This window comes from Pseudoalteromonas sp. 5Ae-yellow, assembly GCF_014077565.1.
Classification (GTDB): domain Bacteria; phylum Pseudomonadota; class Gammaproteobacteria; order Enterobacterales; family Alteromonadaceae; genus Pseudoalteromonas.
The window spans coordinates 59,132-77,853 of record NZ_JACGWD010000011.1 but is presented as its reverse complement, the minus strand read 5'-3'; the positions used below and the strand labels follow the sequence as shown (position 1 = coordinate 77,853).

Here is an 18,722-nt window from a genome sequence, read left to right as displayed (position 1 = left end):
TTTAGGCAAGGCAGAGCCTATACAGTGTGGTTATTCCCCATAAATAGGCGATAACGTAGCATTAATGCCAAACAGGCGCTGCCCAAAGGGTTCTTCCTAGGGGCTATTTACTCTTTGTTGCTCGGTTCTTACTTAGCCCACTAGGTTACAAACCTCGCGCCGCGATTAAATAGCCCCTAGTTTGAACAAATTTTAATCCGCAAAGATCAACGGACCCTAGGGCGTGTTGACCTTTCGTGGGTTAATTTGCAGCAGTCTGTTTGGTATTTAGGCCAGGCAGAGTCTATGTAGTGTGGTTATTCCCCATGAATAGGCGATAACGCCGCATAAATTCCAAACATGCGCTGCCCTTTGGGTTCTTTCTAGGGACGATCAACTCTTTGTTGCTCGGTTTTTACTTAGCCCACTAGGTTACAAACCTCGCGCCGCGATTTAATCGCCCCTAGATTGAACAAATTTCAATCCAAAAAGATCAACACGCCCTAGTGTTCCCTTCTAAAATACTAATCAAAACAACATTAAAACTCCCTTTTATATCCCACGTAAAATACAGTAAACGATTGAACCAAAATATGAACTCGGCTATGGTTTATTTACCAATAAAAATAAATAAAAAACGAGTTAACCTGCTGCTTGTTAGCTGTTTCGAGGGATTGCATGTTTTTTTTGAGTAAATTATTTTGTTGGGAGCGAGGTAGGCAAAAGTCAGGCTACGATAAAATGTTGATTTGTGGTGCTACGTGGCCAATTAAATTTGATACATATTTGCTTAAATTCCCACAAGGAAGTGAAATAGCACCACACACAGACAAAGTTGAATCTGGTAAACACTATCGGTTGAATATAGTGCTTAAAAAAGCAGATTTGGGTGGTGAGTTTATTTGCAGTAATCCGATATTTGAAACAAAGCGAATTAAGCTATTCCGCCCTGATGTAAGTGAGCATCAGGTGTCAAAAGTTATAAAAGGTAATAGATATTTACTCAGTATTGGGTGGATAAGAAGGAGCTCTAAATGCTAGATTTAAGACCTAATTGTGAATGTTGTGATAAGAATCTACCTGTACAGTCCACTGAGGCTTTTATTTGTTCTTTTGAATGCACGTTTTGTTCTAGCTGTGCTCAAGCGCTGTTAAATAACGTGTGCCCAAACTGCTCAGGTAATTTGGTGCAGCGGCCAATTCGCCCTTTGGCTGCACTAAAAAATTACCCAGCATCGACTAAACGGGTATTAAAAGAAAGTGGTTGTGCGCCAAACACATAAAAACATAAAGTATAATAATTACATTTTCTGGGTATGGAGCTCTGATGAGAAAACCCTTTGAATTTACCGTTAAGTCAATCGAAGTTAAAATAATTAACTCTTGGTTTAGTGGTGCTAAATTATATGTAAATGGTAACTTACGAGATACTGCCAGAACTTTGTTCGCTTTTAGGAATAATACTTTACTATCTGCAAATTTAGGTGAGTTGGGTGTTCTAGAAATCAAGCCATTATCGGGTTTAATTACCGTTGAAATGGATGCATATTTGGTCAATGATACAAATATTCAGCATGTATATAGCTCACATAAACGCCTTAGCCTAAAAGAGCAAAGGGCAGCTCGATAAAGCTACTTTAAATAACGTATATTCCTGTGTTTTCCTGCATTTACCTGCCTTCAGTAATAACCTCCAAATGACTTTGAGGAGGTTTAAGCCCCTAAGCATACCAAGTTAATATACTTGGTTTACTCAATTACCTTAAAATCACTCACACTCTTTCACATAAAGTAAAAGCGCGCTGTACATTACACTGAGTGCTTTTCTTACATCGCTGTCGATAACCGCTTCTGCTGGGTGATGGCTTATACCGCCTGGGCTGCGTATAAATAACATGCCAACGGGGCATATAGGAGCGATTGCCATTGCATCGTGCCCAGCGCCTGAGGCAAGTGAAGGCGATGCTTGGTTATTGAGTTTACATGCGCTTGAAAACAAATGCTGAATAGTGGTGTCGCACGCTACGGCATCGGCGGCATGCGTCCATTGCCAATCAAGCGTTAAACTGCGTTTGCTTGCTATAGATTGTGCACTGCTTTGTATGGCGCTTAGTAAATTAGCGAGATCGGTGTCGCTTTGTGCACGTGCGTCTAGGCTTATGGTTGTTTTGCCTGCAATCACGTTTGTAGCCCCAGGGCGAGACTGTATTTGCCCTACGGTGGCTACTTCGCCATTACTCGCACTTTTTGCTAGTTTTTCAATTTCGGTTACTAATTCAGCGCAGCCTGCTAGTGAATCCTGACGTAAATTCATAGGGGTTGTACCCGCATGACCGCTTTGGCCTGTTAGGGTAAGCATGGCGCGTTTTGCCCCTGCAATAGCCGTTACAACGCCTAACGCCTGATTAACCGATTCGAGTACAGGACCTTGTTCAATATGAGTTTCCCAGTAACCTAGTAATTCGTTTTTGTTTAGTGCGGCCTTTGCGTAGTCGTTAGGGTTTAGGCCAAAGTCGAGCATGGCTTGGCGCATAGTTATGCCGTTTGTGTCTTCAATGTTTAGCCACTGTGGATCAAATTCGTTAGCGAGGGCTTTTGAGCCAATTAAAGTTGTGGCAAATCGGGTGCCTTCTTCATCGCAAAAGCCCACTACATCTAAATGAAAGGGCAGGTCGAGCTTTAACTTATGTGCAAGCGCTGCAATTTCTATCCCCAGCAGTACACCTAAAATACCATCAAACGCTCCTGCGTTTGGTACTGTGTCGAGGTGCGATCCTATAATTAAACGTTTAGCATGTGGGTTTGATGATTTTAGTCGCCCCCAAAGGTTGCCCACTTCGTCTTGCCACGATTGCATGCCTGCCTCAACCATCCACGATGCAGTAACAGCGTTACACTCTTTGTGCTCTTTTGATAAGTACACGCGGTGAATACCGCCTTGCATTTGCGATAGTGCGCTGAGGGTTTTACAGCGAGATAAAGCGCGTGTTGCGTATTCATCAGCAAGTTCTTTGTCTAATAAAGGGCTGTGTTGTGGGCTTACAATCGTCATGCTAAATCCTTTTTTTATTTATAGTGAGCAAGGGCGGCAATGGCGGCTTCGCCTTTAGGACCTTTATAGCCGTTGGCATGTAAGCAGGCATCTAGGCTTGCCAATGTTTGTAATACGGCATCTTTACGGGCGTTGTAACCCATGGTGCCAATACGCCAAATTTTGCCATGCAGCGGGCCAAACGAGGTGCCAATTTCTATTCCAAAATCGGTTAGCATTTGTCCGCGTACGTGATCGGCATTAATGCCCTCGGGTATATAAACACCCAGTACGTTGTTCATTTTATGTGTTAAATCGCCAAATACATTTAAGCCGAGCGCTTGAATGCCTGTTAGCATGGCATCGCCATGTAATTTGTGGCGCGCTACGCAGTTATCCACGCCTTCTTCAATTACTATACGGGCGCATTCTGAGGCGCAGTACAGCATGCTGGTGGCTTCGGTATGATGATTTAGGCGCTCCTCTCCCCAGTAATTCATGATCATACCTAAATCAAAGTAGTTTGAGCGTACAAAGGGCTCTGTGCCGTCGATATGATCGGCCGTGCGAATACCTGCCTCTACCTTTTTACGTTTTTGGATCCACTCGGCGCATTTGTCGCTCAGTGTCAATGGCGCTGACCCAGAAGGTCCGCCTAAACATTTTTGCAGGCCAACCGAAAGTGCATCGAGTTTCCATTCATCGACAGGAAGTTCGTTACCCACAATAGATGCGGTGGCATCACAATAAAATAGTACATCGTGCTTTTGGCAAATATCGCCAATATGCTCAAGAGGTTGGTTCATGGTGGTGGATGTATCGCCTTGTACCATAGCAAGTACATGGGGTTTTACATCAACAATGGCTTTTTCGATTTGTTCTGGCGTAAACACTTCGCCCCACGGTACGTCTATTGTGTGCACCTTTGCGCCAACGCGTTCTGCTATTTCAGCAAGTAGGTGACCAAAGCGCCCCATAATTGGTACTAGTACTTTATCGCCTGGGCGTAAAATTGAGCATAATACGGCTTCAATACCTGCGCGCGATGTGCCATCTATTAGCATGGTCCATTCGTTTTTAGTTTTAAAAATTTCGCGGTAACGCGCCATGGTTTCGTTCATAAAACCGGTCATTACTGGGTCGTATTGACCGATAAGCTGCGCCGACATAGCACGTAAAACAAGAGGATCTGCATTAATTGGACCTGGTCCCATTAATAAACGCTGTGGTGGGTTTAAGGTTTGAACTTGCGTGTTAATAAACATATTTTAGGCTCCCAGAGTCTGAATGAGCATGCGAATGCCAGTTATCATTAAGACAACGGCAAAAGCGCGTTTTAGTTGTTTTTGATCCAGCTTGCTACCAATTTTTACCCCAATAGGCGCAAATAAAATAGTCAGCGGAATAATAAGAAAAAAGGCAGGGAGGTTAACTAACCCCCACGTACCTAGGGGAGCATCGGTTGGCGTTGTGCCAATACTTAATAAGGTAATAACACCTGGTAGCGCAATCAATAAACCAAAAACGGCCGCAGTTCCTACTGCAACATGAGCGCGTACATTAAATGCGTTTAGCATAGGTACGCCAATAGTACCGCCACCTATGCCAATCATTACCGACAAACCACCTACAATACTTGCCATAACGCCTTGACCAAATTTACCTGGCAGTTGTTTTACAAGCGCGGGTGCACCGGCTCTAAATAACATGTTTAAACTGACTAAAATAGCAATGCAGGCAAACATGAGCACTAATGCGTTACCGCGAACGGTATGAGCAATAATACTACCGACTACCGCCATAACTAATATAAACGGTGCCCAGTATTTTATTAGCGCAAGGTCAATATTTCCTTTGCTATGATGCGAGCGAATAGATGAAAGCGAAGTAGGTACTATGGTTGCAAGTGATGTGGCGGTGGCTATCATCATTGCCGACTCTGGGCTTACGCCAAAACCTTGCAGTAAAAAATACAGCACAGGTACGATTACAATACCGCCGCCTACACCAAAAAGTCCTGCTAAAATTCCGGCAAAAATTCCGGTTGCTATTAAGGCCGCTACTATTGGCCATTGGTTTATTATTTCTGACATTGTGTTCCTGCTGTAGTTACTGTTGCACGTCCATCTGAACGAGGATCTGTTGCAGCTTCAAGGCTTGTAGGTGTATCTAAAATAGCCCCAGCGTGCCCCATCATTTCGTTATTATTATCAACGCTTACCCAATCGTGGTCACGTTGATTTAATTCATGTTCTATATGAAAAACTAACTCTTTTTCAATTTTTAAATTTTTACTTGTATCGCCCCATGTGCGTCCAAGTAACCAACGAGGGTCGCTAATCGCTTGTTTTATTGATTTATTTCGCCATGCGTAGCCTGCAAAAACAGCGGCTTGGGTTTGTGGTTGCCCTTCACCGCCCATTGTTCCGTAAGCAAGTCGACGACCATCGCTAAACTTTGCCAGTGCTGGGTTAAGTGTATGAGCGGGCTTTTTATTTGGAGCAAGGGCGTTGGTATCTTGATTGTTTAAACTAAAGCTTAAACCACGGTTATTCCACACAAAGCCGCCTTCACTCATTAATATTCCGCTACCAAATTCCCAGTAAATGCTTTGAATAAAGCTGACTAATTGCCCGTTTTTATCTCTGGCTGCCATCCACACAGTATCGCCAGGCTCTGCGTTAAATGGCCATTTTTTGGCTTTGGCCATATCAATATTGTTAGCAAGTTCGCTTAAGCGATTATCGGTTAGTGCGTTTTTATAATCGTCTCCTAATGCTTCAGGGTCAGCCCAAAGGGTAGGGCGATGGGTAAAGCTTTGTTTAGTTGCCTCAACAATTAAATGTGTCCAGTCGGCATCGGTTTTAGCTAAATGCTTTAACTTATTTACGGCACCAATTATTTGTAGTGAATGCACGCCCTGTGTTGGCGCGGGTAAGTTGTAGCAATCAATACCACTGAGGTTTGCATTTAGCGCAGTAACTACCTCGGCTTTAGTATTTGCAATGTCACCTGCGGTAATTGAGCTGCCTGCTTTTGCTAAGTCGGCGGCAAATGAGTTGGCAAGTGCGCCTTCATAAAATGCGTTTAAGCCATGTTTTGCTAGGTATTCAAACGTTGCTGCAAGTTTAGGGTTTTTAAAATGTTGACCTGCTTGCAAGGGCTTGCCATTGGGTATGTAGAGGCTTTTAAACGCCTCATTGGTATTGTTAGCAGTGGCTAGTTTTTCGCAGCCTGCTTGCAAGCTTTTTGTAACTGTAAAGCCCTCGCGCGCAAGCTCAATAGCGGGTGCTAAAATTTGTGACAGTGGTAGTGCTGCGTGCTCATCTAGTTCAAGCGCCTTTTGCCAACCGCGAATTGTACCCGCTTGAGTCAGTGCGCTTAACCCGCCGCGCTCTGGTATTTGCGCGAGCGAGTTATAGGGCGTTGTATTAGTTGCTGCACGGCCGCAGGCGTCAATAGCGGTAGGCGTTTTTTGGTTTGGGTTATCGATAAGCCAAAAGCTGTCGCCACCAATTGAGTTCATATGTGGATATACAACGCTAATAGCAGCGGCAGCCGCTACCATAGCCTCGGTAGCTGTACCGCCTTGTTTTAGTATATTTATACCCGCTTCAGTGGCCGAAAAATGAGACGCGGTAAATGCAATGTTGTGTGTGGTCATGCCGGTGTGTCCTGTTTAAAGTGTGCAGCTAGGTGCTTAACGCAAGCAAGTAGGCTTTTATCGTTACCGTGGCTCATCATTAATGAAAAACCATACGGATGATCATTTGCTAAATCAGCCAGCGGTAAATGCACTTGCGCTGAGCCACTAAGCCCTGCAATTGCCGAAAGCGTAATAATTTGCATGCGTAAGGCGCTTGTGTCGGCGCCTAATTTAGGTGCGGTTGTGGGGGTGGTTGGCAAAAATAAACAGCTGTTTGTATTTAGGTTTTTAGCTATTAGTGTTTGCCATTGGGTTTGTACTTTTAGTGCTTCTTGTTCTTCTTGAACAGTTAGGGCAAGCGCCATATTAAAACGTGCCGCAATTGCTGGAGCAAACTGGGGAAGTTGCCCCGGCAATTGAAGCCAGTCTTTATGCGTTTTTGCGATTGCTCGCCCTTGCAGTACTCTAAAACTATCAGCAAGTTTATTTAATAAGCTGCTGTTAGGTAGTTCAAATTCTTTATGGTGCTTAAAATTAGGCTTGGTTTTTTCAAGCAATTGTTTAAGTGGGGCTTGTAAAACAGGGTCAACGAGTTCAAATAACGGCTCGCAAATAACTAAGGTATCAACGTTATTAATAGCTTGATTTGGTAGCAGTACATTACCTACATCGCTTAATAGCTCGGCGCTTTGGGTAAGCCAACCTATGGTATCAAAAGGCGGAGCCAACGGTATTAGGCCGTCTTTTTCAATCACGTTATGGCTTGGCCTTATGCCATATAAACCACAATAGCTGGCGGGTATTCTAATTGAGCCGCCGGTGTCGGTGCCTAAGCCAATATCAGCTAAGTTAGCAGCAACTGCAGCAGCAGACCCCATACTCGAACCACCGCAAGCATGCCCTTTTAATTTAGGATTTTGCGCAGCGCCATAATGTATATTATTACCCTCTAAGCTATAAGCCAGCTCGTCAGTATGGGTAAAGCCTATAAAGTTACAACCAGCGGTCATGAGCTTATTAACCGAGCTTGCCGTATTTTGAGCCGGTTTAGCTGTTTTAAACCAGTGTGGGTTGCCTGCGCTGTTACGCTCGCCCTTTACTGCAAATACATCTTTTACAGCTAAGCGATTGTTTGCAAGCACTCCAGAGTGGTTTGTTTGCCACAGGGTAGGACCGTGATTGCAAAATATACCTTTGTTGTTTTTTTTATCACTCATTTGCAGCTCATTATTATAAAACTGACCAAGTACTTACTTATTAAGTTAAGAGTGATTAAAAAGCGGGCTGGTTATTATTATTATGAATACCAATTTTATTAAAAACATGATCATTTTATCGGATTAAATAGCGCACTCACTGCGTCATTTTCTTCGCGTTATAATAGATCACTAATTTAATGCAATTGCTAAGGCTCCGCTTTTTAATCGGTAGTTTTGATTTTATAGTGCTTAGACTAAGCAAGAGGAATGCCATAAATTAAAATCCTGTCCAACTGGTCAGGTTTTGTTGGGTTGTATGAGATTTGTAAATGTGGGCTGTAGAAATAGTGAGATTAAAATGAGTTAAAACAAACCAATTTGGTGCGCAGATGCACCAAGTTGGTCTTTATTTATATGGTTTTGAGTGCTAAATGAGGGGCGTTTTACTGATGATTAAACCGTTAATATCGGCGTAAACCCAATCGTTAGGTTCTATGGTGGTGCTAAGCATGGTAATAGCTTGGTTTTTATCACCAAAGCCGCGCTTTAAGGTACTACGCGGTGTAGAGCCTAGCGCCATTACAGGTAAGTTCATCGTGGCAAGTATTTCAATATCTCGGCAACAGCCATTTATTATTACGCCTTCCCAGCCATTATTTAGGGCACGCTCAGCCATAATGTCGCCTATAAATGCAAAGCGTTTGCTCGCAAACCCGTTTATAACTAACACTTTACCTTCACCATTTTCATGCAATATATCGGCAGCAAAAGAGTTGTCTTCTGGGCAGGTAACGGTAACTACTTTGCCATAAAACGTGGTTTTTTTACCAAAGTGATAAAGGCCGCTGTCTGCTACTTGCACGTTATCGCGATGATCGTCAAATAAATCGGGTGTAGTAAAGGATGTCATGGGTTAAGTCTCACTTTGCTCAGGTACTTTAAGACCAATACCTTTTAAAATTATGTGGGCAATTGATTGCGTAATTTGTGCCACATCGGTTTCGTCGTACTCTAATTTGTTCATTACGAGTAAAACCTCAGCCTGAAAGTCGGCGTAATATTGCGTGGTAGACCAAATAGTAAAGAGCAAATGGTAGGGATCAACCTTATCCATTTTATCTGCGTCCATCCATGCTTGAAGTACATCAACCTTTTGTTTAACCCAAGGGCGGGTATTGGTTCTAAAGTAGTTTTGTAAATAAGGGGCACCGCGCAGTATTTCACTGGCAAATAAGCGAGATTGCATTGGCTGATTTACGGCGAGTATTACTTTGCTTTTAATATAGTTATAAAGCACGGTAGCTGGATCGTCGTTAATTGTGACGTTATCGAGCCCTAAGTTCCAATTAGCTATTATGCGGTCAATCACAGACTCGTACAGACCATCCTTACTTTTAAAGTAATACAAAATATTAGCTTTTGGCACCTGCGCTTCTTTAGCAACCATGCTCATACTTGCTCCGTCGTAACCTAATTGCGAAAACAATTGCTCGGCGGCATCTAAAATTAGTTTTTGGTTTTTCTCGCGTGTGGCTTCTTTTTTATTTGGCTTTATTTGTGTGGTCATTATAAAGTTTGCGTGTTTAACGTATTGATTGATTGTAGCTTTACTGACCAAAAGGTCAATTACTAAAAAGGGTGAATGCTAAAAACAAACGAGAGGTTTAAGCTATTAACTTTAGGGTCTGTTGAACTTTGCGGATTAAAATTTGTTCAAACTAGGGGCTATTTAATCGCGGCGCGAGATTTGTAACCTAGTGGGCTAAGTAAAAACCGAGCAACAAAGAGTAAGTAGCCCCTAGGAAGAACCCTTTGGGCAGCGCCTGTTTGGCATTAATGCTACGTTATCGCCCATTAATGGGGAATAACCACACTATATAGGCTCTGCCTTGCCTAAATACCAAACAGACGGCTGCAAATTTAACCTTGAAAGATCAACAGACCCTTATTGTTTAATTAAATAATTACTGTTAGTTTAGTTTCAAATTTACGAGTAGTACTTTAGGTTTAATATGGAGTTTTTAAGCAAAAATAAATACACGCTTTATGGAGTCGCGGCCATATTACTGTGGAGTTGCTTAGTTGCATTACTACGAGATATTTCTGAGTTGTTTAGCCCCATTTGTGGTGCGGCGGCTATGTATTCTGTCAGTGCGATATTTTTAATTTTGGTTATGGGAGTGCCCAAGTTTAGTGGTTTTTCGAAACGTTACTTGGTAATAGGTACTTTATTATTTGTATCGTACGAAATTTGCTTGGCGCTTTCTATTGGTATGGCAAACAGCCGTCATCAGGCAATGGAAATGGCGGTTATTAATTATTTATGGCCCACGCTGACTATATTGCTCTCTATTATTATTGGTCGTAAAAAAGTAAGTTACTGGGTTTACCCAAGCATGATCATTGCTTTTTTAGGCGTTGCTTGGTGTATTACGGGCGATCAAAAAATGTCGGTCGATACGCTTGTTACTAACTTTGCTGATAATCCTGCTACTTATTTAATGGCATTAGCTGCAGCGTTTATATGGGCTATTTATTGCGTAGTTACGCAAAAGCTGAGTAATGGTAAAAATGCTATTACGTTATTTTTTACTGTCACGGCAATGAGTTTGTGGGCGCAATATGGTTTTAGTAATGAAGCACCATTAACGTTTTCACTCAGCTCAAGCATAACGTTGCTATTAGCTGGTGTAGTAGTGGGGAGCGGTTATGCACTGTGGAATCAAGCTATTATTGGCGGTAACTTAATGCTTTTGGGAACACTTTCGTACTTTACACCGGTGTTTTCTACTATTATTTCGGCGTTGTATTTATCTATTACGCTGAGTGCTTCGTTTTGGCAGGGGGTTGTACTGGTAACAGTGGGCTCGCTAATTTGCTACTTTGTAACGCGAGAAAAGCCTAAACAACCTCAAATAGCGTCTGCAACATAAGACTAATTTTATTAAAAATAAGCCCTATTATTTTAGGGCTTTTTGTTGCGTGCAGATTATTTTGCATTATTTACCTGCGCTAGTAACTCTATAACTTTTTGTTGACCAAATGTTTGTGCAAATTGCTCTGCTGTTTGACCGGCTTTGTTTTGATGCGCGTTGTCGCAATCAAGTGATACGAGTGTTTTAGCTATACTAAATTCACCTCTAAAAATAGCGGCCATTAGCGCTGTGTTGCCACGGTTATCTTCTAGACAGGCATTAGCGCCTAAGTGTAAAAGTGTGTTAACCGTGTTTTTATTACCATGGTAAGTAGCAATCATTAACGCGGTGTAGCCTTTATTGTTGTAGCTGTCGATAGGAATACCGGCATCTACAAATTGCTCTATTACAGCTGTGTCGTTTGTGCGTGCTGCGGCAAAGTAATAAGCAAATAAACTATCGTATTGAGTTTTTGCAGAATGTTGGGTTTCAGATTGCGTACTGGGTGTTTGTGTATCTGATGTATTTTGAGCGTAAACGCTACTGGTAAAGCTCAGAAATAGAGCGACTATAATTAATAAATTACGCATAACAATTGTCTCTTATAAAAGAGGAAGGGTTTATTCCTTCCTCATGATTGTGGTTTAAATAGCTATTTAGTTGGGACTAATTGCTTTTAACTAGTTGCTTATAAGTTAGCGGCTAGTTGTTTAACCATTTTAAGGTCGCCGTTTACAGCTTTAGTTAAGCGTGTACCGTACTCACTATCAGCTTTGTAAAAGTGGCTAAGCATTTTGTGTTTAACACTGCTGTTTTGCACTTTGCCTAAATCGCCTGCTAGGTTATTAATTAGGTTTGTACGTTCTTGCTTGCTAAAACCACGGTATATAACACCTGCTTGTGCGAAGTTTTGCTGCTTTTTAATCGCAGCTTGTTGTACAAAGCCTTTTAGCTCTGTGTTACTTCTACGTGCAATTGGGTTTTCAGCTACGTTTTCTTGGCTTGGCTGGTAGTTCACATTGCTTGTAGTGTTACCAATATTCATTGCGCCGTCTTGGTTGTAGTTAACCACTTCAACTTTTGCACGGTTAATTGGCAGTTGCTGGTGGTTAGCACCTAGGCGGTACATTTGTGTATCAGCGTAAGAAAACATACGACCTTGTAATAGTCTGTCTTCTGATGGCTCAATACCTGGAATAATGTTTGCCGGTGCCATTGCTACTTGTTCCGTAGATTGGAAGAAGTTAGTTGGCATACGGTTTAGGGTCATTGTTCCTACTTTAGTTTCTTTAATGTCTAACCACATTTTTGTTGCATCTAATGGGTTGTAATCAAAGTCATCAAGCTGCGATGGATCAAGCGTTTTAATGTACAGATCCCACTTAGGGAAATTGCCTCTGTTTATTTCAGTGTATAAATCTTGTGTTAAATGCTGAAAGTTTTGGCTTTGTACTTTAGCTACTTCTTTTGAGTCAAGGTTATCAATACCTTGTTGGCTTACCCAATGAAACTTAACGTATTTAACATCACCCGATTTATTAATCATTTTGTATGCATGTACACCCCAACCGTCCATTTTACGAAGGCTTGCTGGTGTTCCGTAGTCGCTGTAAACCCACTTTAGCATTTGTGTAGAACCTGGTTCGTGCGAGAAAAAGTCAAATACACGGTTAGGATCTTGAATGTTATCAACCGGAGATGGTTTTAAAGAGTGAACCATGTCTGGAAATTTAATTGCATCGCGAATAAAGAACACCGGTAAGTTATTACCTACTAAATCCCAGTTACCTTGATCTGTGTAAAACTTAGTTGCAAAGCCACGTGGGTCGCGCAGTGTTTCTGGGCTACCTTTAGAGTGGATTACTGATGAAAAGCGAACAAATACGTCTGTTTCTTTACCTGCTTGTGCAAACGGTGCTGCAATTGTTAAATCGTCTAGCTCTTTTGATGCTACAAACACACCGTGTGCGCCGGTACCACGAGCATGCACAACACGCTCAGGAATACGCTCACGTGCAAAGCGTTGCAGTTTTTGAATTAGTTGCACGTCTTCTAGTAATACACTGCCACGTTCGCCAGCAGTAATTGAATTTTGGTTTTCGCCAACAGCTGCGCCGTTATCTTTAGTAAGAGTTGTTGCTGCGCTTGCCGGTAATGCCATTGCAAGTGCCAGTGCAGTTAGTGTTAATTTGAGTATTCATTGTCGACCTCATCTATTTAAAAGTGCCGGCAGTGGTGCAGGCTGTTAATCTGTTAACGATAGTATTAATTTTATTAACTTCGGTAAAACTGATTAATTAGATTGATGCGATTTGTAAAACAGATGAGATGAATTTGCAGATACACTTTTTACATTAATGTAATTTTTTTACTACGACCTTAGTCGCAATATGCTTTTATAAAATTTATTAAATACAAAGGTTTTTAGTTTTATCTGGCGGTATTTTCACCAAGCTGGTGCGTTTTATACTTACAGTGTGTTGACATATTCGTACAATAAAGGGAATATGCTCAACCAGTGAGCTTATGCCCATTACTGGGTTGCACTAAAAAGTTGCACAATATTAATCGCGCTTAACTCGTTATACTTAAATTAGCTAAACCAAACAGTTTTAATAAGGTGACAAGATGAATACTAACATTGAGCTAGTGATATTTGATTGTGATGGCGTTGTTATTGATAGCGAAATTTTAAGCGCACAAGTACTCATTAATATGCTTGTTGAAAAAGGCGTTGATATTGACCGTGCTTATGTACAGCAACACTTTTTAGGCTGCAATTTTAAAACAGTAAGCCAAAAAATAGCGGATGCATTTAATGTCACTCTTCCTGAAAGCTTTGAAGGTGACTACCGCGAAGCACTGTTAAACGAATTTGAAACAGGGCTAACCACGACTGACGGTATAAAAGACGTACTTAACAATTTAGCTGTGCCTATTTGTATAGCTACTAGCAGCAGCCCAGCACGCACCGCAAAAGCGTTGAGCGTAGTGAGTTTAAGTAAGTACTTTAGCGATACGGTTTTTACCAGCAGCGAAGTTAAGCGTGGCAAACCAGCACCCGATTTATTTTTACATGCAGCTAAACAAATGGGTGTAAAGCCAGAGCATTGTTTAGTGATTGAAGACAGTAAAGCCGGCGTAAATGCAGGAATTGACGCCAACATGCAAGTACTGCATTACAGCGGTGGGCAACATATGCAAGGCTCTGTTAATCATGTACACAGTGCTTACCCAAATGTTGATCATTTAACGCATTGGCAAGATTTTTTTAGTGCATACCCTGCACTTAAAAAGCAGTAAACACGCAGCTTTTTAAATACACCAAGTTTTAAACGCGATTTACTCGCCTTACACACTGACAGGCAAGCAAACGCAAAATATAAATGTAGATGGTTTTGCTTTACTAAAAATAAAACAAAACATGGCAAAACATCATGCGTTTATAAGCCAAATTATAAAAGGCGAAGTATTTAGGTATTAAGTACTTTGCTGTTAACAATAGGAAATACCATGGCAACGAGTCCACACACACAAACATTTAAAGATGTAAACGAAGAGCAACTTCCTGTTGCTAATAATAAGCTTCACGGCTGGAAACATTTTGCAGGGCTATATGCCGGCGAACATGTTGCGGCTACTGAATTTGTTATTGGCGCAACGTTTGTTGCATTAGGCGCTTCAACCATCGACATTCTATTGGGTTTATTAATAGGTAACCTGTTAGCAATGTGTTCTTGGTGGCTAATTACTGCACCCATTGCAGTAGAAACCCGCTTAAGTTTATATAACTACTTAAACAAAATTGCTGGTAACTCTATGACCAAGCTCTATAACTGGGCTAACGTGGTTATTTTTAGTGTTATATCGGCCGCTATGATCACGGTATCCTCCACCGCCGTGCGGTTTTTGTTTGATATACCTGCGCAACTTGATTGGTATCCAAATAGCTTTTGGTTTGTAGCCATTGTTTTAGCTGTTGGCTCTATTGTTGTGTTTGTTGCGATGTATGGCTTTTCTACGGTTGCTGACTTTTCGAAACTGTGCGCGCCGTGGCTATTTGTTATATTTATTGCAGGTTCGTTCGCGTTATTCCCTGAGCTTTCAAATCACGTATTAGGTTCTACCTCTTTAACTAGCTTTAGCGACTTTATGACCATAGGCGACTCCTCCATATGGACGGGCACCAATGCCGATGGTGAAAAAGGCATTGGCCTATTAGAAGTGATTGGCTTTGCATGGGCCGCTAACTCAATTACTCATTTTGGTTTAATCGACATGGCTATTTTTAGATTTGCCAAACGCAAAAGCTATGGCTTGTTTTCTGGTGTGGGCATGTTTTTTGGTCATTACTTAGCGTGGATCTCTGCCGGTATTATGGGCGCAGGTGTTGCGGTATTACTTAAAACAACCATTTCGTCACTTGATCCTGGCGATGTTGCATACCATGCATTAGGTTGGACTGGATTTGTTATTGTAATTATAGCGGGCTGGACTACAGCTAACGCAAACCTTTACCGCGCAGGTCTTGCTGCACAATCTATATTTGTAAATCAGTCACGTGAGCGTACAACCGCTATTGTAGGTGTTGTAACCGTGATTATTGCGTGTTTCCCGTTTGTATTTTCACAAATGCTACCGCTACTTACTTACGCCGGCTTATTAGTTGTGCCTGTGGGCGGTATTGTGTTTGCTGAGCATGTGTTATTTCCTAAAATTGGCTTAACACGTTACTGGGCTAAATATAAAAATATTACCCGCAGTATCCCTGCTATTGCCTCATGGGCACTTGCACTTGTGTTCGGTTTTGGCTTAAACGCAATTGATGTAATGTCGTTTTACTACTTGTTTATTCCTACCTGGATTTTCACTATCGTTATTTACACGCTTTTAGCTAAAAAATACGGTGCCGATGAAGATTACACGCAAGAAATTGCTGCAGAAGAGCAAGAGCAACGTGATATTAAAGAATATCAAACAGCACAAGCTAAAGACATTCCAAAGCCAGTAATCGATAGCTCTACATTTACCAAAGTTCTTAATGGCATATCGACTATTTCATTGGTGATTATTTTTATATTTGCCAGCCAAGTGATGTTTTTCAGTGACACTATGGTGATGTACAGCGCTAATAAGTCGCAGTTCGAAATTGCCTGTTTTATTTGTACTGTTATTTATTTTGTTACTGCGTACTGGTCGTTAAAACGCCATAAAGTACTCAATACAGCATCGTAATTACTTATCGTAATTTATATTTTATCTTTGTTTAGTAAGGTCACACCATGACACAATACCAACACACTGACGCTCTAGTTACAGGGCTAAACCAACAGAGCTTGGCTCAATTACCAAGCCATGTTGATACACCAACCTACGACCGTAGCGCAGTTAAAGCCGGTATTGTACATATTGGTGTGGGCGGTTTTCATCGTGCTCACCAAGCAGTGTATGTCAACGAGCTTTTAAAAACTCCGGGCTCTGAGCAATGGGGTATATGTGGTGTTGGCCTTTTAGAGGGTAACCGTGGTCTGCGTGATATTTTAAAGCAGCAAGATTACCTTTACACGCTTACTGTTAGACACCCAGACGGTACAATAGATAACAAAGTAATTGGCTCAATGATCGACTTTTTGTTTGCTCCAGAGGACAAACAAGCGGTAATTAATAAGCTAGCGCACAGCGATACTAAAATTGTGTCGCTTACTATTACTGAAGGCGGTTACAACTTTAACCCTGCAACGGGCGAGTTTGATTACAGTAATCCAGATATTATTAACGACATTAATAACCCAAACTACCCAATTACAGCGTTTGGTTACATTACTGCTGCGTTAAAACTTCGTAAAGAGCAAGGCCTAGGCGCATTTACAGTGCAGTCGTGCGATAACATTCAGCACAACGGTAACGTAACACGCAAAATGCTTTTAGCCTTTGCTACAGAGCAAGACAAAGACCTAAGTGAGTGGATTGAGCAAAACGTATCGTTTCCAAATGCGATGGTTGACCGTATTACACCGGTATCTAAAAAGAGTGATATTGATTACGTGGTTGATGCATATGGTGTTAGCGACGAGTGGCCAATTACCTGTGAGTCGTTTACACAATGGGTAATAGAGGACATATTTAGTGACTCTCGTCCAAATTGGGATGTTGTTGGTGCTCAGTTTGTTACTGATGTAACGCCTTATGAAACCATGAAAATACGTTTACTTAATGCAGGGCATTCTGTACTTGGTTTATTAGGTTCAATCCATGGCTACGGCACTATTGACGAAACGGTATCGGATGAATTATTTGTCACATACCTACGTGCTTTTATGGATAAAGAAGTAACCCCAAACCTTGAACCACTTGAAGGCATTGACCTTGAAAGCTACAAAGATACGTTAATAGAGCGTTTTGCTAATCCTAATATTAAAGACAGCCTAGCGCGTATCTGTAGTGAAAGCTCAGCTAAACTGCCTAAGTTTTTAATTGCCACAATTAACGAAAACCTAGTACAAGGTCGAGATGTATCACTGGCAACGCTTGTTATTGCTACTTGGTGTTTGTACAGCGATAAAGGTTTAAGTGAAAACGGCGAGCAACTTGAAATTCAAGATGCTATGCACAAAGAGCTTAATTCTTACGCGCAAGAGACTCAAACTAGCCCGATTGCATTTTTAAAGTTAACGAGCTTGTTTGGTAAGCTTGAGCATAACGAAACGTTTACTGCTGAATATAAAAAGTCGATTGCTGCGTTGTATGCACCTAATAGTAAAATTAAAGCCATTATGCAGGCTGTACTTGATCAAAAGAGTAACTAATTATGAGCATTTTAATTAATCATAAATCAGGCGAAAACGTAAGTGTTAGCTGTTTTGGCGAAGTACTGTGGGATTGTTTTGATTCAGGTAAACGCTTAGGTGGCGCGCCACTTAACATGTGTGTGCGTATTAACTCACTTGGCATTAAAGCCGACATGATCAGCGCTGTTGGTAACGACGAGTTAGGCGCTGAGCTACTAGGCGAAATTACTAGCAAAGGCGTAAGCTGCGAATACATTGCTATTAATAGTGACAAAAAAACTAGCACGGTTGAGGTAACGCTCGACAGTGGTGGCTCTGCAAGTTATGAAATAGTGGCAGACTCTGCGTGGGATAATATAGCGCTTACCGATGAGTTACTTAGTAAAGTTAAAAGTAGCGATGTATTTGTATTTGGCAGCCTAATTGGGCGAAGCGAAGCGTCTTTAGCAACATTAAATCAACTAGTTGATGTAGCAAACTTTAAAGTATTTGACGTAAATCTACGTGCACCGCATTACAAGCTAGAAACACTTGTAGATTTAATGAATAAAGCAGACTTTATTAAGTTAAACGATGAAGAGCTATACGAAATTGCAAAAGCGATGGGTTGTAAGTTTCATTCGCTTGAACAAAATTTAGCGTTTATAGCACAGCAAACAAATACCGATTACTTATGTGTAACCAAAGGTAGCCACGGTGCTTTATTAACAATCAAAGGCGAGAATTTTTATAATTCAGGTTATTTAATTAGCGTAATTGACACTGTTGGCGCAGGGGATTCGTTTTTAGGTTCGTTAATTTATCAGCTTTGTAGCAACGACGACGCGCAATATGCCGTTGACTTTGCATGTGCCGTTGGAGCAATGGTCGCCGAAAGTTCTGGTGCAACACCTACTTTAACGCATCAACAAATTAGTGAGTTTATGAACCCACTTTAAAAAAACATTGTGTGTGAAAGCGGTTATACGTAAAAGTTTAACCGCTTTTTTTGTGCCTAAAATAAGACGCAGGCGATAAGTGAGTGTTAAGTGCGCAGGTTGCGTAAATAGTGGCTTATATTGATTATTGTATTAGCTAAACGTCTTATTGTTTGAGGGTTAAAGCTTTGTTATCGTTCGTCGATTATTCACGGATTGAAAAGGCGGGGCGACACACAATGCGCTC

Annotated in this window: 17 protein-coding genes; 8 read left to right on the top strand and 9 right to left on the bottom strand. The window is 41.4% G+C overall.

The features are described 5' to 3' along the window. Positions 1-657: 657 nt before the first annotated feature. Genes H4J63_RS05230 through H4J63_RS05220 form a run of 3 tightly spaced genes read left to right on the top strand, consistent with a single transcriptional unit; the run spans position 658 to position 1,609 of the window. Complete coding sequence (locus H4J63_RS05230; protein ID WP_182195021.1) at positions 658-1,020, top strand: 2OG-Fe(II) oxygenase; 363 nt, start codon at positions 658-660, stop codon at positions 1,018-1,020. Next, positions 1,014-1,262, top strand: coding sequence for a DUF1272 domain-containing protein (locus tag H4J63_RS05225; RefSeq protein WP_182195019.1), 249 nt, complete (start codon positions 1,014-1,016; stop codon positions 1,260-1,262). The genes H4J63_RS05230 and H4J63_RS05225 overlap by 7 nt, the downstream gene beginning before the upstream one ends. A gap of 44 nt (positions 1,263-1,306) precedes the next feature. Then, positions 1,307-1,609 carry a hypothetical protein gene (locus H4J63_RS05220; RefSeq protein ID WP_182195017.1) on the top strand — a complete coding sequence of 101 codons (303 nt, stop codon included), beginning with the start codon at positions 1,307-1,309 and terminating at the stop codon, positions 1,607-1,609. Between the two features lie 138 nt (positions 1,610-1,747). Here the strand turns inward: H4J63_RS05220 and H4J63_RS05215 are convergent, their stop codons facing one another. The 7 genes from H4J63_RS05215 to H4J63_RS05185 form a co-directional block, all read right to left on the bottom strand. Then, complete coding sequence (locus H4J63_RS05215; protein ID WP_182195014.1) at positions 1,748-3,031, bottom strand: allantoate amidohydrolase; 1,284 nt, start codon at positions 3,029-3,031, stop codon at positions 1,748-1,750. A gap of 14 nt (positions 3,032-3,045) precedes the next feature. Further along, positions 3,046-4,275: an alanine--glyoxylate aminotransferase family protein gene (locus H4J63_RS05210; RefSeq protein WP_024606051.1), complete on the bottom strand. Its 1,230-nt coding sequence runs from the start codon at positions 4,273-4,275 to the stop codon at positions 3,046-3,048. A 3-nt stretch (positions 4,276-4,278) separates the two neighbouring features. Next, positions 4,279-5,103, bottom strand: a complete 825-nt coding sequence (locus H4J63_RS05205; RefSeq protein WP_024593246.1) for a sulfite exporter TauE/SafE family protein — start codon at positions 5,101-5,103, stop codon at positions 4,279-4,281. After that, a complete protein-coding gene (locus H4J63_RS05200; protein ID WP_182195011.1) occupies positions 5,091-6,674 on the bottom strand; it encodes a gamma-glutamyltransferase family protein in 1,584 nt (527 codons plus the stop codon). The genes H4J63_RS05205 and H4J63_RS05200 overlap by 13 nt, the downstream gene beginning before the upstream one ends. Continuing rightward, positions 6,671-7,873 carry an amidase family protein gene (locus tag H4J63_RS05195; RefSeq protein WP_182195008.1) on the bottom strand — a complete coding sequence of 401 codons (1,203 nt, stop codon included), beginning with the start codon at positions 7,871-7,873 and terminating at the stop codon, positions 6,671-6,673. The genes H4J63_RS05200 and H4J63_RS05195 overlap by 4 nt, the downstream gene beginning before the upstream one ends. Positions 7,874-8,282: 409 nt before the next feature. After that, positions 8,283-8,765, bottom strand: a complete 483-nt coding sequence (locus H4J63_RS05190; protein ID WP_166377441.1) for a putative 4-hydroxy-4-methyl-2-oxoglutarate aldolase — start codon at positions 8,763-8,765, stop codon at positions 8,283-8,285. A 3-nt stretch (positions 8,766-8,768) separates the two neighbouring features. After that, entirely contained in the window at positions 8,769-9,422 is a 654-nt protein-coding gene (locus H4J63_RS05185; RefSeq protein ID WP_182195006.1) for a TetR/AcrR family transcriptional regulator, read from the bottom strand. A 445-nt stretch (positions 9,423-9,867) separates the two neighbouring features. On the opposite strand from H4J63_RS05185, the gene yddG reads away from it, so the two are divergent. After that, positions 9,868-10,788, top strand: coding sequence for an aromatic amino acid DMT transporter YddG (yddG, locus tag H4J63_RS05180; RefSeq protein WP_182195004.1), 921 nt, complete (start codon positions 9,868-9,870; stop codon positions 10,786-10,788). A 56-nt stretch (positions 10,789-10,844) separates the two neighbouring features. Here yddG and H4J63_RS05175 read toward each other — a convergent pair whose 3' ends face one another. Together H4J63_RS05175 and H4J63_RS05170 are read right to left on the bottom strand one after the other, a co-directional pair. After that, complete coding sequence (locus tag H4J63_RS05175; protein WP_004334678.1) at positions 10,845-11,360, bottom strand: ankyrin repeat domain-containing protein; 516 nt, start codon at positions 11,358-11,360, stop codon at positions 10,845-10,847. Positions 11,361-11,458: 98 nt separating this feature from the next. Continuing rightward, entirely contained in the window at positions 11,459-12,931 is a 1,473-nt protein-coding gene (locus tag H4J63_RS05170) for a catalase (RefSeq protein ID WP_182195002.1), read from the bottom strand. Positions 12,932-13,398: 467 nt separating this feature from the next. On the opposite strand from H4J63_RS05170, the gene H4J63_RS05165 reads away from it, so the two are divergent. The 4 genes from H4J63_RS05165 (at position 13,399) to H4J63_RS05150 (ending at position 18,496) form a co-directional block, all read left to right on the top strand. After that, positions 13,399-14,073 (top strand): HAD family phosphatase, encoded by a 675-nt coding sequence (locus H4J63_RS05165; protein WP_024591940.1) that lies wholly within the window; start codon positions 13,399-13,401, stop codon positions 14,071-14,073. A 210-nt stretch (positions 14,074-14,283) separates the two neighbouring features. Continuing rightward, positions 14,284-16,005, top strand: a complete 1,722-nt coding sequence (locus tag H4J63_RS05160) for a cytosine permease (protein WP_182194999.1) — start codon at positions 14,284-14,286, stop codon at positions 16,003-16,005. Positions 16,006-16,052: 47 nt separating this feature from the next. Further along, positions 16,053-17,576, top strand: coding sequence for a mannitol dehydrogenase family protein (locus H4J63_RS05155; RefSeq protein ID WP_182194997.1), 1,524 nt, complete (start codon positions 16,053-16,055; stop codon positions 17,574-17,576). 2 nt (positions 17,577-17,578) lie between these two features. After that, positions 17,579-18,496: a carbohydrate kinase gene (locus H4J63_RS05150; protein WP_024595733.1), complete on the top strand. Its 918-nt coding sequence runs from the start codon at positions 17,579-17,581 to the stop codon at positions 18,494-18,496. Positions 18,497-18,722 lie beyond the last annotated feature (226 nt).

Bases quoted from the DNA above. Each gene is read 5' to 3' on its own strand.
- H4J63_RS05230 (WP_182195021.1), top strand. From the start codon at position 658: ATGTTTTTTTTGAGTAAATTATTTTGTTGGGAGCGAGGTAGGCAAAAG.
- H4J63_RS05225 (WP_182195019.1), top strand. From the start codon at position 1,014: ATGCTAGATTTAAGACCTAATTGTGAATGTTGTGATAAGAATCTACCT.
- H4J63_RS05220 (WP_182195017.1), top strand. From the start codon at position 1,307: ATGAGAAAACCCTTTGAATTTACCGTTAAGTCAATCGAAGTTAAAATA.
- H4J63_RS05215 (WP_182195014.1), bottom strand. From the start codon at position 3,031: ATGACGATTGTAAGCCCACAACACAGCCCTTTATTAGACAAAGAACTT.
- H4J63_RS05210 (WP_024606051.1), bottom strand. From the start codon at position 4,275: ATGTTTATTAACACGCAAGTTCAAACCTTAAACCCACCACAGCGTTTA.
- H4J63_RS05205 (WP_024593246.1), bottom strand. From the start codon at position 5,103: ATGTCAGAAATAATAAACCAATGGCCAATAGTAGCGGCCTTAATAGCA.
- H4J63_RS05200 (WP_182195011.1), bottom strand. From the start codon at position 6,674: ATGACCACACACAACATTGCATTTACCGCGTCTCATTTTTCGGCCACT.
- H4J63_RS05195 (WP_182195008.1), bottom strand. From the start codon at position 7,873: ATGAGTGATAAAAAAAACAACAAAGGTATATTTTGCAATCACGGTCCT.
- H4J63_RS05190 (WP_166377441.1), bottom strand. From the start codon at position 8,765: ATGACATCCTTTACTACACCCGATTTATTTGACGATCATCGCGATAAC.
- H4J63_RS05185 (WP_182195006.1), bottom strand. From the start codon at position 9,422: ATGACCACACAAATAAAGCCAAATAAAAAAGAAGCCACACGCGAGAAA.
- yddG (WP_182195004.1), top strand. From the start codon at position 9,868: ATGGAGTTTTTAAGCAAAAATAAATACACGCTTTATGGAGTCGCGGCC.
- H4J63_RS05175 (WP_004334678.1), bottom strand. From the start codon at position 11,360: ATGCGTAATTTATTAATTATAGTCGCTCTATTTCTGAGCTTTACCAGT.
- H4J63_RS05170 (WP_182195002.1), bottom strand. From the start codon at position 12,931: ATGGCATTACCGGCAAGCGCAGCAACAACTCTTACTAAAGATAACGGC.
- H4J63_RS05165 (WP_024591940.1), top strand. From the start codon at position 13,399: ATGAATACTAACATTGAGCTAGTGATATTTGATTGTGATGGCGTTGTT.
- H4J63_RS05160 (WP_182194999.1), top strand. From the start codon at position 14,284: ATGGCAACGAGTCCACACACACAAACATTTAAAGATGTAAACGAAGAG.
- H4J63_RS05155 (WP_182194997.1), top strand. From the start codon at position 16,053: ATGACACAATACCAACACACTGACGCTCTAGTTACAGGGCTAAACCAA.
- H4J63_RS05150 (WP_024595733.1), top strand. From the start codon at position 17,579: ATGAGCATTTTAATTAATCATAAATCAGGCGAAAACGTAAGTGTTAGC.